General features: G+C 58.3%; 9 protein-coding genes. 4 read left to right on the top strand and 5 right to left on the bottom strand.

What is annotated here, in order from left to right; translation table 11 throughout:
• Window positions 1-62 precede the first annotated feature (62 nt).
• Window positions 63-233, bottom strand: a complete 171-nt coding sequence (locus IEW06_RS16050) for a hypothetical protein (RefSeq protein ID WP_187731798.1) — start codon at window positions 231-233, stop codon at window positions 63-65.
• Window positions 234-497: 264 nt separating this feature from the next.
• Here IEW06_RS16050 and IEW06_RS16045 point away from each other — a divergent pair, with 264 nt between their 5' ends.
• The 4 genes from IEW06_RS16045 to IEW06_RS16030 all read left to right on the top strand — a co-directional run bounded on the left by IEW06_RS16045 (window position 498) and on the right by IEW06_RS16030 (window position 8,754).
• On the top strand, window positions 498-5,033 hold the full coding sequence (locus tag IEW06_RS16045) for a DUF8696 domain-containing protein (protein WP_188548577.1): 4,536 nt from the start codon (window positions 498-500) through the stop codon (window positions 5,031-5,033).
• Window positions 5,034-5,106: 73 nt separating this feature from the next.
• Window positions 5,107-6,081: a PorP/SprF family type IX secretion system membrane protein gene (locus tag IEW06_RS16040; protein ID WP_188548576.1), complete on the top strand. Its 975-nt coding sequence runs from the start codon at window positions 5,107-5,109 to the stop codon at window positions 6,079-6,081.
• A gap of 457 nt (window positions 6,082-6,538) precedes the next feature.
• Window positions 6,539-8,134 (top strand): glycerol-3-phosphate dehydrogenase/oxidase, encoded by a 1,596-nt coding sequence (locus tag IEW06_RS16035; protein WP_188548575.1) that lies wholly within the window; start codon window positions 6,539-6,541, stop codon window positions 8,132-8,134.
• Window positions 8,131-8,754, top strand: coding sequence for a trimeric intracellular cation channel family protein (locus IEW06_RS16030; protein WP_229743146.1), 624 nt, complete (start codon window positions 8,131-8,133; stop codon window positions 8,752-8,754). Before IEW06_RS16035 ends, IEW06_RS16030 begins: the two co-directional genes overlap by 4 nt.
• Before the next feature lie 448 nt (window positions 8,755-9,202).
• Here the strand turns inward: IEW06_RS16030 and IEW06_RS16025 are convergent, their stop codons facing one another.
• The 4 genes from IEW06_RS16025 to IEW06_RS16010 all read right to left on the bottom strand — a co-directional run bounded on the left by IEW06_RS16025 (window position 9,203) and on the right by IEW06_RS16010 (window position 14,901).
• Window positions 9,203-10,747 carry a SulP family inorganic anion transporter gene (locus tag IEW06_RS16025; RefSeq protein WP_187731806.1) on the bottom strand — a complete coding sequence of 515 codons (1,545 nt, stop codon included), beginning with the start codon at window positions 10,745-10,747 and terminating at the stop codon, window positions 9,203-9,205.
• Window positions 10,748-10,970: 223 nt separating this feature from the next.
• Complete coding sequence (locus tag IEW06_RS16020; RefSeq protein ID WP_188548574.1) at window positions 10,971-11,909, bottom strand: hypothetical protein; 939 nt, start codon at window positions 11,907-11,909, stop codon at window positions 10,971-10,973.
• 18 nt (window positions 11,910-11,927) lie between these two features.
• Window positions 11,928-13,340 (bottom strand): MBOAT family O-acyltransferase, encoded by a 1,413-nt coding sequence (locus IEW06_RS16015; RefSeq protein WP_188548573.1) that lies wholly within the window; start codon window positions 13,338-13,340, stop codon window positions 11,928-11,930.
• A gap of 367 nt (window positions 13,341-13,707) precedes the next feature.
• Window positions 13,708-14,901 (bottom strand): GDSL-type esterase/lipase family protein, encoded by a 1,194-nt coding sequence (locus tag IEW06_RS16010; protein ID WP_187731808.1) that lies wholly within the window; start codon window positions 14,899-14,901, stop codon window positions 13,708-13,710.
• Between the last annotated feature and the right edge of the window lie 315 nt (window positions 14,902-15,216).

Below are 15,216 nucleotides of genomic sequence, written 5' to 3'. Positions count from 1 at the left end.
CCAAATTCTACCGGAGCCGCGTGGTAAGATATGAGCCTGATCAAGTGATATGGTGAGTCATGTCATCGAATGGCCACGCCTAGCTTCATGCTGCTACACTGGCCGGAACCTAGGTTGGCTGATGGAGAGGGGAACGAACTGGTAAAAAAGCCTCCCAGAATCGTTGCAATCATCCAGCCCGCCGACGAATCAGTCATTGCCTTGTTGGCGAAGCGCTGAGTTGACTGATTCATTCCGTTGATGACTGGTTAAGACTTGCATCACTATTCGGGCATTGGCTTGCACAAAGCTGGCGGGCAGTGCGTAGCTTTACTAAAACCAGTTGACAGTACTTTTTTTAGTTCTAACTGGCTATTTAACCAGGGTCCGTTCCTGCTGAGCGGCGAGTTATAATTATCTTTCTGAGTACCTGCTGACCAGTTCGCCCACTTTCCTGCTCCACTATGCCCGCAGCGCTAGCGCATTCTGCCCTTTTTATTAAAATTCCTTCTCGACCGATGGCTGCGCCCAGCCTAGTGACGAGTTGGCTGCTGACGCTCCTGCTCTTGCTGCTGAGCGGCGCAGCTACCACGGCTCTCGCACAGGCGACGCCGCCCCCGGAGTGTAGCGAGGATGAGAAGTTCATCAATCAATGGTATTTCGGCTACCGGGCGGGGCTGGACTTCAACGAAGCTAGGGACACTATTCCGCCCAAAGTGCTGACCGATGGCCGCATGGTGGCACCCGCCGGCTCCGGGGTAATGTCGGATGGCAATGGCAGCCTGCTCTTCTACAGCAACGGCGATACCGTCTGGAGCCGCGACCACAACATCATGCTCAACGGCACCGGCATGGGGGGCAACCGTCTGGCCACCGACGGCCCCCTGGCTATCAAGCGGCCGGGCATAGTTCTTCCGGGCGCCCCCAGGCGGTACTTCATCTTCACCCAAGACGCCCAGGGTGGCCCCAAGGGCTTGAGCTACTCGGAAATTGTAATTCCCCCTGCCGGGACTGCAGGGCAAGGCGAGGTGGTAGCCGCCACCAAAAACACGCTTCTTACCCGCGGTACAGCCGAAAAGATGACGGGTGTATTCCACAAAAACGGCTGCGACATCTGGATAATCGTGCACGGCTGGGGCGAGGCAACCTCCGGCACCGAGAACCGCGGCGACTCTTTTCTGGCTTATCGCGTGACGCCGGCCGGCGTGCAGAGCCCGCCCATTATTTCGACCGTGGGGGCCCGGCACGCGCCGAGCGTGTCGCCCCAGGGCTACCGCGGCCAGATGAAGGTGTCTCCCGACGGCGAGCAGCTGGCCGTGGCCCGCTACAGCGAAACCCTGGGCGACAACAGCAGCACAGTCGAGCTGTTTGCCTTCGATGCCGAAACGGGCATAGTCAGCAACCCGCAGATCGTCGACCAGGGGGCGGGTCGCTACTACGGCGTGGAGTTTTCGCCCAGCCGCAACTACCTCTACGCCACGGTGCAGAGTCCGCCCCAACTGCTGCAATTTGATTTGAGTGCCACCAACATAACAGCCAGCAAGCAGGTCATTCCGCTCAATCAAAATCCCCCGGTTAATCTGGGCTCCATGCAGGCCGCCCCGGACGACAAGATTTACGTGGCCCGCGAAAACGCGCCCGGCCTGGGCTTTATCACCTACCCCGATTCCTTGGGCGCGAAGGCCGCCTACGCCGACGACAGCTTGGCGCTGGGCGGGCGTCGCAGCGGGTTGGGTCTGCCCAACTTCAATCAAAGCTCTTTGCTGCGCGTCGGAATCGGAGCGCAAATCACGGCTTGCCGCGAGATAAGCTTTCAAGCCAGCTTCGCCGTTCAAACCCCCGATCTGGTGTATGCCTGGGATTTTGGCGACGGGACTACCCTGACAGGCGGTGCTTCAACAGCAGAAAAGCCCGTTCATACCTACGCTACGCCCGGCGACTACACCGTTACACTGCGCATCACCAACGATTGCTTTTGCCGCGAAACCCGGGGCATTATTCGGGTGCCCGCCCTGCCCCAGCCGGGTAGCATTGGCAGCCCTCAGACGCTGTGCGCCGGCACAGCGCCGGCCGCTCTTACCAGCACTACCAATGCCTCGGGCGATGCCGGCCTGCCGCTCGTTTACCAGTGGGAAACGTCCTCGGACAACGTCACCTTCACCGCTATCGGCGGCGCTACCGGTGCCAGCTATTTGCCCCCCAGCACGTTGCCAGCCGGCACGACCTATTTCCGGCGGCGCGCTCAGTTGCTGCTGCCTAATCAATCAGGGCCTTACTGCACCCCCAGCTTTACCGCCCCCGTAGCCATCACCGTCCTGCCTGCTCTGACGGCCGGCACCATCGCCGCCGACCAAACCGTTTGCGCTGGCAGCCCCGTTGCCCCGCTGACAAGTACCGTCGCCGCCACTGGTGGCACGGGCACGTTCACGTACCAGTGGGAATCATCATCGGACAACACTACCTGGGGGGCAATTTCCGGCGCCACCGGCGAAAGCCTCACGCCCGGTCCGCTCACGGCCACTACTTATTTCCGGCGCCTGGTGCGCTCCGGGCCGTGCGCCTCCTTATCCAGCACCGTTACAATAACCGTGGCTCCCGCCTTAACGGCTGGTAGCATTGCTGCCAACCAAGCTCTCTGCGCCGGAGGAACCCCGGCTCCGCTCACCAGCGAAACGCCGGCCACAGGCACCGCAGATAACATCGCGTATCAATGGGAGTTATCGGCGGATAACACAACCTGGACGCCTATCAGCGGTGCTAATGGGCCAGCTTACGCGCCAGGTCAGTTGAGCGCTACCACTTATTTCCGGCGCCGGGCCAGTTCAGGCACCACTTGCGCCCCTGTCTTTTCCAACGTCGTTACTATTACCGTAGCCCCGGCGCTGACGGCCGGTACCATTGCCGCCGACCAGACCGTGTGCGCCGGCGCTCCTGTTGCGCCACTCACCAGCACGGCCCCGGCCACGGGTGGAACGGGCACGTTTGCTTATCAGTGGGAGTCATCCGGAAATAACGCGGACTGGGCGCCTATCGTGGGGGCCACGAGCGAGACCTTTGCACCTGGGCCGCTTACCTCTAACACCTATTTCCGCCGCCGCGTAGCGTCGGGGACCTGTGCACCGCAGTATTCACCCTCCGTCGCCGTTATAGTGTTGCCGAACCTGACGGCCGGTAGCATTGCCTCTAACCAGACCCTCTGCGCCGGAGGAACCGCAGCTCCGCTCACCAGCACCAGCGAGGCCGGCGGCGCGGGCAATATCGTCTACCAGTGGGAGTCAACCGTGGATAATGGAGCCTCCTGGACGCCTGTTAGCAGTGCCACCGGATCAACGTATGCACCGGGCACGCTCAGTGTTACCACTTCCTTCCGCCGGCAGGCCAGTGCGGCTGGTGCCTGCGCTCCAGTCTTTTCTAATGTCGTGACCATCACCGTCCTGCCTGCCCTTACGGCCGGCACTATCGGCACCGACCAGACGCTGTGTCCGGGCGCCACTCCCGCCTCCCTCACCAGCACGGCAGGTCCTGGCGGGGGCACGGGCACGTTTGCTTATCAGTGGGAGTCTTCTGGAAATAACGCGGATTGGGCGCCCATCGTGGGAGCTACCGACGCCGGCTTTGCACCCGGCCCGCTTACGTCCGACACCTACTACCGGCGCCGGGTCACGTCAGGCACCTGCGGATCGGTGGTTACGCCCTCTGTCTTTATACGGGTACTACCGGCGCTGACCGCGGGTAGCATTGCCGCTAATCAAACCATCTGCGCGGGCGCTACGCCGGCTCCGCTCACCAGCACCGGCGAGGCCAGCGGGGGCACGGGCACGTTTGCTTATCAGTGGGAATCGTCGGCTGATGGTGTTAGTGCCTGGGGGGCAATTCCGGGCGCTACCAACCCGACTTTCGCACCCGGCCCGCTGACGGCCACCACCTACTACCGCCGCCGGGTGACGTCGGGCACTGGCACCTGCTCTATCAGCTTTTCCAACGTCGTGACTATCCAGGTACAGCCCGTTGTGACGCCTAGCGTGAGCGTAGCGCCGCCACCAGTGCAGTGCCCCGGCACGGCCCTGACCTTCACGGCCGTAGCCACAAATGCGGGCCCCGCGCCGACGTTCAGCTGGCTGGTGAACAATGTAGCCGTTGCCAGTGGGCCCACGTTCACCAGCAGCACCTTGGTCACGGGCGACCAGGTGCGGGTAGAGGTAACGCCCACGGCGGGTCTGTGCAGCGCGGCTCCGGCCGTGGCAACGGTTACGGTGACGCGCACCCCGACGCCGCTGCCCACGCTGGCCATTGCTGTGCAGCCGGGCGGGCCCGTGTGCCTGGGCGCGCCACTTACGTTTAGCGTAGCCAGTGTAACTGAGGCTGGCCCGGCCCCAGAGTACCAGTGGCAGATCAACGGCAACGACGTGAACGGCGCCACCGGCCCGGTCTTTACCAGCACGACGCTGCGCGAAGGCCAGACCGTAACTCTGCGCCTGCGCACGATCAATGCCTGTGGCCAGCCCGTTACGGCCGTATCCAACGGCGTGCCTGTGCGCATCCAACCGCCGGTTGACGTGGATGCCGGTCCCGACAAGGAGATTCTGGCCGGCACCTCGGTTATCCTGGAAGGCCGCGCCGGCACCTACCCCGTGACGTGGACGCCGGCGACGGGCCTCACGATTTCGCCCAACGACCCACTACGGCCGCGGGCCGCGCCCACGGTGACCACAACCTACACCCTCTCGGCCGGAGAAGGCGGCTGCGCCGATAGCGACCAGGTGACGGTGACCGTGCGGCCGGCTATCCGCATTCCCAACGCCTTCACGCCCAACGGCGACGGCCGCGACGACACCTGGCAGATTGAGTTCATCGAGCAATACCCCGACAACACCGTGAACGTGTTTAACCGCTGGGGGAACAAGGTTTTCTCGGCTACTAATTATAGCCGGGCTAATGAGTGGCGCGGTGATATGAACGGCCAGCCCGCGCCGGTCGGCACTTACTACTACGTCGTCGTCACGAAAGGCCCACTGGGCAAGTCCTATAGCGGGTCGATTACGATACTGTACTAATCAACTGGCTGGTGGCGACCAACGCCGCCAGTTCACCTTTCTTTTTTGCTGGACTTATAAGGCAAACCCTGTTATGAAAAGAGCTCTATCTCTACTGCTGCTGCCGCTGCTGCTACTGGTGGCGGCGCCCGCCCGTGCCCAGCAGCAGGCGCAGTACAGCCAGTACATGAACAATAATTACATTCTGAACCCGGGCGCAACGGGCGTAGAGGATTACATCGATATCAAGTTCAGCTACCGCACCCAGTGGACGGGTCTGGAGGGGGCGCCCAAAACTTACTACGTCAGCGGCAGCTCCTCGCTGGGCAAGTGGCGCACCACCACCAAACGTACCCTGCGCGACCGGCGGCGGCCGTTTCACGCCCTGGGGGGCCTTGTGTACAGAGACGAAACCGGGCCCACGAGCCGGACCGGCGCCTATGTTTCCTATGCCTACAATCTGGTGCTCCGGCCCGACCTGCGGGCGGCGCTGGGCGTGTCAGTCGGCATGCAGCAGTTTGCCGTCGATGGGCAGAAGCTGCGGTTCTTCGACCCCACAACCCAGGCGGCCAGCGCCGCCTCGCAGGTGCTGGATGGGTCGGTGGGCCTGTGGGTGTACAGCTCGAGATTCTACGTGGGCCTATCCAGCGCGCAACTGCTAGCCAATAAGCTCGACTTTTCCTACGGTCCTAATCAGCTGGGTGAGGGCGCGCCCGGCAACTCCCTGAAGCGGCACTACTTCGCCACGGCCGGGGTGCGGGTGCCGCTTAGCCGGGAGTGGTCGTTGGTGCCGTCGGTGCTGGTGAAGGCCGTGAACCCGGCCCCGCTTTCGGTTGACATCAATGCCAAGCTCAAGTACCAGGATTTGCTGTGGGTGGGCGTGTCCTGGCGCGCCTTCGACTCGGCCGTGGCCATGGTGGGCCTGAGCTACGAGCAGCTTACCTTGGGCTACTCCTACGACGCCGGCCTCTCCGAACTAGCCGGCTACCACGGCGGCAGCCACGAGGTGCTGCTGGGATTGCGCCTAAAGAAAAAGGCTCAGACGGTGTGCACCAATCGGTTCTGGTAATATTTGCCCCCCAGCGCCTCCGTAGCCAATTATCCTTGCCGGGCCCGCGCCTTTAGCTGCTCACTGCACCTCCTACTTGTGGAGTGGATGCAGGCCAGGGTAGGGGAGTAAGAACCCGAGCGTGCTGCCACAGATGGTAGGGAGGTTGAACAGGTGCAGCCAGAATTCTCAGATCCTGAGGGCTGAAAAAGCCCCCCAGCTGCTAGCAGAGACCGAAAGCTAAACTAGCAAACGCGGGAGGTATTGGAATACATAACCAGGTAGGAGGCAGTACGCGGAGGAAAAGACAGCCGGGCGCCATGCTGCAAGTAAAAACGGTGGCGGCGAAGTAGGTCGGCGCTTACTTGGAGCTTTTAAATGCAGAGGCAACCTGCTGCCTTATACCCATCGGTGGCCGCATTCCGAGTGGGGGGCTTTTTCCTTCTGCTGTCAAGCTTTGTCCGCGTAACCCAATGCCATGCCTCCTCCCTCTGACGCTACGGTGTTTCACCGCTCCACTCTGCTCACCCAGCTCGCCGGCCAGCCCAACTGGGATTTGATCGTCATTGGGGGCGGAGCTACGGGCCTGGGCGTAGCCCTGGACGGGCTCAGCCGGGGCTACCGAACGCTGCTGCTCGAGCGGGTGGACTTTGCCAAGGGCACGAGCAGCCGCAGCACTAAGCTGGTACATGGCGGCGTGCGCTATCTGGCCCAGGGCGACGTGGGGCTGGTGCGCGAAGCACTCATGGAGCGGGGCCTGTTGCTCCAAAATGCCCCCCACCTGGTTACCAATCAAGCTTTTCTTATTCCCGTCTACTCCTGGTTCGATGCGGCCTTCTACACCGTGGGCCTGAAGCTCTACGACTGGCTGGCCGGCTCGCGCAGCCTGGGACCGTCGGAATACCTGAGCCGGGCCGAAACGCTGCAACGCCTGGGTAATGTACGCTCGCAGGGCCTGCGTGGCGGCGTGCGCTACCACGACGGGCAGTTTGACGACGCCCGCCTGGCCGTAAACCTGGCCCAGACGGCCATCGAGATGGGCGGCACAGTGCTCAACTACATGGCTGTGCGCGGGCTGCTAAAAAATGCGCAGGGCCGCGTGTGCGGCGTGCAGGCCACCGACGAAGAAACCGGCCGCCCCTACGAGTTGCGGGGAAACGTCGTAATCAACGCTACCGGCATTTTCATCGATGAGATCCGGCAGCTTGACACACCTGGCACGCACCCGCTGGTGCAGCCCAGCCAGGGCGTGCACCTCGTAGTGGACCAGTCGTTTTTGCCCGGCAGCGATGCCCTGCTGATTCCCAAAACCGATGACGGCCGCGTGCTGTTTGCCGTGCCTTGGCAGGGACGAGTGGTGCTGGGAACGACGGATACGCCCCTGAAAGAGCCCAGCTGGGAGCCGCAGGCCCTGGAAGCCGAAATCGAGTTTATCCTGCGCACCGCTGGCCGTTATCTGGCGCGCCCGCCCGGGCGCCACGACGTGCGGAGCGTATTCGCGGGCCTGCGCCCCCTGGCCGCCGCGGCCGGCGCCACCCCCACCAAAGACCTCTCGCGTAAGCACCAGATTCTGGTTTCTGCCGCGGGCCTGATTACCATCAGCGGCGGCAAGTGGACCACCTATCGCCGCATGGGCCAGGACGCGGTAGATCAGGCCATTGTGGTGGGAAATTTGCCCCCGCAACCCAGCCGCACGGCCCAGCTGGCCATTCACGGCTCCCAGGCTACGCCCGACCACACCCACCACCTCGCCGGCTACGGCCGCGACCGGCCCGCCTTGCAGCGCCTCCTGGAAGAGCGGCCAGCGCTGGGGCAGCGCTTGGCGCCGGAGCTGCCATTCCAACAGGTACAAGTGGTGTGGGCTGCCCGCTATGAGCTGGCCCGCACCGTTGAGGATGTGCTGGCCCGCCGCGTACGCGTACTTTTTCTCGACGCCGCCGCGGCCGTGCACTGCGCCCCCGTAGTGGCAGCCCTGCTGGCTGAAGAACTAGGCCGCGACGCCCAGTGGGAGCAGCAACAGGTGGCGGCCTTCACCGCCCTCGCCCGATCTTACCAACTCATCACCCCGGAATGACTTCCATGAATGTAATCTATGTGACGGATTTGATCGGAACCGGCGTATTCGCCATATCCGGTACGTTAGCCGCTTTGCATAAAAAGAAAGACCACGATATTCTCACCCTGTTCATCTTCGCGTTTGTAACCGCGGTTGGCGGAGGCACCCTGCGCGACGTCATCATCCACGCCTACCCGGTGACTTGGATCAGTGACGCCAACTACCTGATAGTCATTCTGGCCAGCGCCCTGATTGCCATTGTTTGCCGCCGCTGGTGGTTGGGCATCCTGCAACGCCCCTTGCTGGTGTTCGATACCCTCGGAATCGGAATTTTCACTATTCTGGGCCTGGAGAAAGCCCTGCACGCGGGCGTGAATCCGTGGGCGGCGGTTTTGCTGGGTATCGTTTCGGCACTGTTTGGCGGCGTTATCCGCGATACGCTCGCCAATGAGGTTCCCTTGGTATTTGAGCGACAATTGTATGCTACTCCCTGCCTGACAGGCGCACTTCTGTATGTTTTGGCCCTCAGGCTGCAAATAGACCCAACCGTTACTTTTCTGGTGTCGGTTGGCGTGATTACGGGCTTTCGACTACTGGCCGTGAAGAAAAGCTGGTCGTTGCCGCCAATTCGGGTGTAACGTAGCTTTTACTATTGTTTTACCTATCCGGTAGAAGGGGAGACGTTCGCAGCCTCTTGCCGCGCGGCCCATACGATGCCTGGGGGGCTTTTTCAGCATAACAATTGAGGCTGAAACTGGGCAAAAAAGCCCTCCATATCTACACTATGTCTCCTGCAAGCAGTTTACGCCCTTTTGCTTAACCCGGAAGATGCAGTTGAGTAACGATCAGTAGTCCTAATTCGGCTCCCATCAGGAAGAGCACCATCTGCCACCAATACAGGCGCTTGAAGTAGCCTCCCGGCTGGGGCCACCACAACACTACCGGCAGAAATAACGGGACAAAGCTTTCACTCAAGGTGTCGCCCGTCGACCGCAGACTTAGACTCGTGACGATGGCCAGTCCGGCGCCCGCCAGCAACAGATACTGCTGCTAGCGGGGAATCTCGGGAATCATGATACGGGCCGGTTAGTACGTCTGGTTGGCCCCCGCCACCGTGTAGATCGGGTCTTCCATAACATTGACGTCAATGATGGATCTGGCATTGTCCAGCAGCTTCCGACAATCAGGACTCAGGTGACGCAGGTGCACCTTCTTGCCGGCCCGGTGGTAGCGCTCCGTCAGTTTGTTTAAAGCTTCAATGGCCGACATATCGGCCACCCGGCTTTCTTTGAAGTCGATGACGACTTCCGAGGGGTCGTTCTGTACATCAAACTTCTCGCTGAAGGTTTGCACCGAGCCAAAGAACAGCGGCCCGAACAGCTCATAGTGCTTTACACCGGCTTCATCGTTGTACTTGCGCGCCCGGATGCGGGTGGCGTTTTCCCAGGCAAAGACCAAGGCAGCAATGATAACGCCGATGAGCACGGCCAGGGCCAGGTTGTGCAGGGCTACGGTAATGCCCGTCACCAGCACCATCACCAGTACATCGGAGGCGGGCATCTTACCAAACGTCTTCAGCGAGGCCCACTCAAACGTGCCCACTGATACCATAATCATCAGGCCCGTGAGGGCGGCCATGGGTACCCGCTCAATAAAAGAAGCCCCGAACATGATGAAAACCAGCAGCATAACTGCCGCCACAATGCCGGAAAGGCGGGCGCGGGCACCCGACGAAATGTTGATCAGACTCTGGCCAATCATCGCGCAGCCGCCCATTCCAAAAAAGAAGCCCGAAGTAATATTGGCTACGCCCTGCGCCACGCACTCTTTGTTGGTGCGGCCCCTCGTTTCCGTGATTTCGTCAATAAGGTTCAGGGTGAGCAGGCTTTCAATCAGGCCCACACCTGCCACGATGGCCGCATAGGGGAAAATCAGCGCCAGCGTTTGCAGATTGAACGGCACAGCTGGAATATGGAAGGGCGGAAAGCCGCCTTTAATGGAGGCAATATCTCCGACGGTTTTGGTATCAATACCCAAGCCGATAACCAGCGCCGACACCACCAAAATAGCAGCCAGAGAAGCTGGAACGGCCTTCGTCAGGCGCGGCAACCCTACGATAATGGCTATGGTGAGACCCACGAGCCACAGCATAGTAAGTAAGGGCGTTCCCGTTAGCCAGTGGCTTACCCCAGCAGCGTCCATCGTCTGAAACTGCACGATCTGGGACAGGAAAATAACAATGGCCAGCCCATTGACGAAGCCAAACATCACCGAGTGCGGCACCAGGCGAATGAACTTGCCCAGCCGAAACACTCCGGCCAGTATCTGCAGAATACCGGCCAGCACAACGGTGGCGAAAATGTACTCTACCCCGTGGCTTTTGGCCAGAGCTACCAACACCACGGCAACTGCCCCCGTCGCCCCGGAAATCATGCCTGGCCGGCCACCTAGCAGGGAGGTAACGAGCCCCATCACAAAGGCGGCATATAAGCCCACCAAAGGCGGTACTCCCGCAATGAGGGAGAAGGCCACCGCCTCCGGAATCAAGGCCAGGGCTACTGTGAGGCCCGAGAGAATTTCATTCTTAAAATTTATTTGGTACTGAGTGAAGTATTGAAGTACTTGTTGCATAAAACGCACTGAGAATGGACAAAAGGAAATCTGTCTGCTTTCAGTTGAAAGCAGGGAGAAGAATATCTAAAGCCAAACTTCAGGGCGGAGTAAGCTGAAAAATGGAGGCGTGATGCAGGGGCATAAGCAGAGAAGAAGTGCCTGGAGGTGAATGTCAAGCGAACCCAATCAGGCTAACACTTCGAAGGATGACTCTGACAGTTTATTTTTGAATGATGGGCATTTAGAGCAGCGGCTTCCGGGCTCGCACCTCGGCCACCCGGCGGGCCAGATCCTGACTATGCAGCGGAATACCCCGCGCGTTTAAATGCGTCGCATCGTGCCAGTACCGCAGGTTGTTGGAAAGCTCGGCAATGGGCTGTTGGGCATAGTTGATATAGAGAATAGATTCAGCCCGCAGCACAGAATCAACCAGGGCGGAAGTGGCCGCCAGATGGCGCGGCCGCTGATAATAGGTGGCGGTAAAGCAAATCAACTCTATCTGCTCCTGTTTGCAAATGGCAATAAACTCGCTTAGATACCGCAGATGGGCCCTATTGAGGTAGGGAGGTTCCGCGTTAAGCTTTTCCAGCGCATAGAGCGTGCGTGCGCTATCCTGAGGTGAGGGCGTTTCTGGCTCATAGCCTTGATTAAGAGGCGCATCGGGCTTACTGCTCACGTAGTTCTTGGCGAGGCTCGCCACGTTGCTGTTATGGCGGTACAGCGCAAAGCTGAACTTCAGCGGCGCCAGCCACGTCCATTCGTTGGTATAGGCCGTCACAAGCGGGTTTTGCCCATAGTAATACTTCAGATACTGAATGTCTTCCGGGTAGCTGGGACGCAGATACTCATCCAGATCGACGTGCAGCAGAATCGTGCGGGGCAGCTTTTGCTTTTGCCGCAGGACACTCAGCAGGGCCGTATGAAAAATCTGCGTGGTGCCATGATGGCCAAGGCTGAACGTGCCCGGGCCCAGACTATCAGGGCAGATATTAGACACCAGCCGCGAGTCGCCCATCAATACGATGGGGGGCGGAAGCAAGTCCAGGTAGGTATTGACTAGGCCTCCTCGCTGGCCGTTGCGGACCCGCTCGTACAGATTATCCAGCAGCCACGCGCCGCCGCGATCCAGCGAAAAAAGCCCCCCCATAAAGAGCAAAAAGAAGATGGTGAAGTTCTTCATAACGAGTAGACGAGGAGGTTAAAACTGAAAATAAATAAATTGCCCCCCAGAGCTGACACCGAAGCACAAGAGCACAACGACCAGCCCCAGGGACACAGCCAGCGGCTTGGCCCACCCGTTCGTCGGAGCCAGCAAGTGAAAATCGTGGCGGCGGAGGAAGGCATATTCGAGCAGCAGCAGCACGGCTACGCGAGGCATAAACGTGCCCAGCTTTTCCAGGTCTAGCGCGGGTGGCGCCGTGTGCAGCACCTCCGTCACGTGGGTCACGACATACCATGCTTGCTCAAAGGTAGTCGCGCGAAAAAACACCCAGGTCAGGCAAATAAGGTGGAAGGTGAGGAGCACCCGCAGGAGTTTAACAGGCCAGCTTAGCGGCTCGCCAACACGTACGCCGAGAAGTTTTTCTACGCTCAAATACAAGCCATTGAGAAAACCCCAGATGACGAAATTCCAAGAGGCTCCGTGCCATAATCCTCCCAGCAGCATGGTTAGCATGAGGTTGCGGTAGGTAAAGATTTTGCCCAACCGACTGCCCCCTAGCGAGATATACAAGTAGTCGCGCAGCCAGGTAGAAAGGGAAATATGCCAGCGCCGCCAGAACTCGGTGACGCTCTTGGCAAAGTACGGTAGGCGGAAATTCTCCATTAGCTTAAACCCCATTACCTGCGCCGAGCCCAAGGCAATGTCGGAATAGCCGGAGAAGTCGCAGTAGATCTGGATGGCAAAGGCATAGGTAGCCAGCAGCAAGGACCACCCGGAGTGCATTTCATAATTATTATAAACTGAGTTGACGTACCCGGCCAGCACATCCCCGACCACTACTTTCTTGAACAAGCCCCACAGTATACGTTGTAAGCCCATCACCACCTCATTGAAGTCGAAGTGCTTTTCCTCGTGAAACTGCGGCAGCACGTTCTGGGGCCGCTCAATTGGCCCGGCCACGAGCTGAGGATAGAACATGACGTACAACGAGTACAGGCCCAGATGACGCTCCGCCGGAAAGTTGCCCCGATACACTTCAATGGTGTAGCTCATGGCCTGAAACGTGTGAAACGACAAGCCAATGGGCAGGATAATGCCTAAGTAGGGCAGCTCATATTGCGTGACGTGAAGCGAGTCGAGCAGGGCCCCCACGTTATCGAGAAAGAAATTGTAGTACTTGAAGATGGCCAACACCCCCAGGTTAGCTATTAAGCTAAGGATAAGAAATTGCTTGCGCCGCGGTCCGGTAGCCTTTGCAATCTGTATACCTGCTACATAGTCGATGAGAATGGTGAAAAACAGAATCAGGATGTAGGCCGGAATAAAGGCCATATAAAACCCGCAACTGGCTCCTAGCAACAGCCACCATCGATGACGGTGGGGAAGGATGTAGTACAGGGTGGTGACAACCACGAAAAAAACGAGGAACTCAAAGGAATTAAAAAGCATAGCCAGTCAAGGCACGGCTGCTGGAGCTGCACCAAGTATGAAATTCAAACAGGTAATAGAATAAAGCTTTTAACTGCCTACGCCCGCAGGCACGGCAAAGCAGGGCCACCAGGAACGCCTAGCTAGCCGGTATTAAATAACAGGCTCCCTTTACAGGAGCCTACCGCGTCAAGGCGGGGTAAAAAATAAGATGTGACTAAGCAACATTAATAATAATATGTTCGGGAAATAGGGAGTACTGCAGTAGAGAATGCTACAGGACGATTCGTAAAGATGCAAAAGTAGGCTGAACGAATCACTAAAAAATGTATAATTCGGACTTCCTGGTATTTCTACTTAATCTGCTACCGGCTCTGGTTTCGCCCGGTCAGTGTTTAATGAAGCGCACACGCCTGGTTCCTGCCTGAAGGTAGTAAAGCCCCTGACTAAGCTGGGAGATATCGAGCGTGATCTGCGTACCCTCGGCCACCTGACGGTCGACCACTTGACCGCGTCCGTTCCAGATAGTAATCGGCGTTTGGCTAACAATACCGCTCACCGTTATTATTCGGTCCGCCGGGACCGGACTAACAGTTAATTCAGACTGATGAATCGGCGAGACCGTTACGACGCCGGAGAATCTAACGACCCCATTGGTATCGGTTTGGCGCAGGCGGTAATAAATTTTTGGATGGGTAAGCGCAGTAGCATCTAAAAAGGAATAGCTACTTCGACTAGCAGTAGTACCCCGGCCTACTACTTGCCCTACGGCAGCAAATTCAGTTCCCGTCGTGCTCCGTTCAATTGTGAACCCAGCATTATTCTGCTCGCTGGCCGTGACCCACTGCAGCTGTATGCCATCCGGCACCGCCCGAGCGTCAAATTGGACTAGGCTAACTGGTAGCGGCCGCCCTAGCAGCGCGTTGGATTTTAAGGCTGCTAGCCAGCGCTCTGCCATTTTTTCCTCCCCTTGCTCGTTTGGATGCAGCTTATCGTAAAGGTCCTCTGAACCGAAACCTGTATAATGATCGACGATAATTATCGACGACTCATCTGTGGTTTTCGCGCTTGCTAAGGCCGGAAGCAAGGCGTTAAACGCAGGTATCTTATTTTGAACGTCATTGTTTGTAAGATCGGTTGGTAATACCTGAGCTACAAGTACACTCACCTTCGGGTTAACCGCGCGCAACGCATCAATCAGTTTGCCTATATCGTCGCGGGTATCCTCCACACTAGAGGTACCTAAAAGGTCATTGGTACCAGCATGGAGGAGCACAATGTCAGGCTGAGCGTAAGCCGCCCATTCCGGGATATAGGGGAGCAATTCATCCGCTCGCAGGCCCGAGGCTCCGTCATGGTTGGGGTCAAAGTCCTGGAAGATAGTAGCCCCTCCCTCATTCGTGTTTTTAGAACCCACAAAATCGACGTCATACTTCTCCTCCTGCAACTTGAGCCACAGAGGACGACGATATGTAGTGTGCTCCGGGGTTCCGTGGGTAATCGAGTCGCCTAAGAGCATTATCTTGACTTGCGCTCTGCTCTGCAGCGCTGGCAATACCAAAAAACATACTAGGAATACCATTAAGGAGCATAAACTCCTTCGGATTGGGGCAAGCAGCGAAGTAGAATTATACGGGACAGGGGTCACTGTAGTGGTTTGTCGGCGTCGTAGCAAAAAGGGCAGCTCCCTATACGAAGTAAAAGTGTAAATGGCTCGTTTTAGAGTCTCTTAGTCACCTGTAAGGCGTTTACCGATAGTATAGCCTAATTTATGGGTGGTATGTAAAACAAGCCTGCCGCAGGCATGCAGTGCATACTAGAGGAGGGTAAAAGACCGCAAGTTGAAGAAAGTTTATCCAAACTTAATCAACTGCAGTTTTATGAAAGAGGATTTAAT

The organism is Hymenobacter qilianensis (assembly GCF_014638675.1).
GTDB classification, from domain to species: domain Bacteria; phylum Bacteroidota; class Bacteroidia; order Cytophagales; family Hymenobacteraceae; genus Hymenobacter; species Hymenobacter qilianensis.
This window is presented reverse-complemented; position numbering and strand designations above follow the sequence as displayed.

Coding starts and splice junctions, on each gene's coding strand:
- IEW06_RS16035 (WP_188548575.1), top strand. CDS start 6,539: ATGCCTCCTCCCTCTGACGCTACGGTGTTTCACCGCTCCACTCTGCTC.
- IEW06_RS16045 (WP_188548577.1), top strand. CDS start 498: ATGGCTGCGCCCAGCCTAGTGACGAGTTGGCTGCTGACGCTCCTGCTC.
- IEW06_RS16010 (WP_187731808.1), bottom strand. CDS start 14,901: ATGGTATTCCTAGTATGTTTTTTGGTATTGCCAGCGCTGCAGAGCAGA.
- IEW06_RS16050 (WP_187731798.1), bottom strand. CDS start 233: ATGAATCAGTCAACTCAGCGCTTCGCCAACAAGGCAATGACTGATTCG.
- IEW06_RS16015 (WP_188548573.1), bottom strand. CDS start 13,340: ATGCTTTTTAATTCCTTTGAGTTCCTCGTTTTTTTCGTGGTTGTCACC.
- IEW06_RS16030 (WP_229743146.1), top strand. CDS start 8,131: ATGACTTCCATGAATGTAATCTATGTGACGGATTTGATCGGAACCGGC.
- IEW06_RS16020 (WP_188548574.1), bottom strand. CDS start 11,909: ATGAAGAACTTCACCATCTTCTTTTTGCTCTTTATGGGGGGGCTTTTT.
- IEW06_RS16040 (WP_188548576.1), top strand. CDS start 5,107: ATGAAAAGAGCTCTATCTCTACTGCTGCTGCCGCTGCTGCTACTGGTG.
- IEW06_RS16025 (WP_187731806.1), bottom strand. CDS start 10,747: ATGCAACAAGTACTTCAATACTTCACTCAGTACCAAATAAATTTTAAG.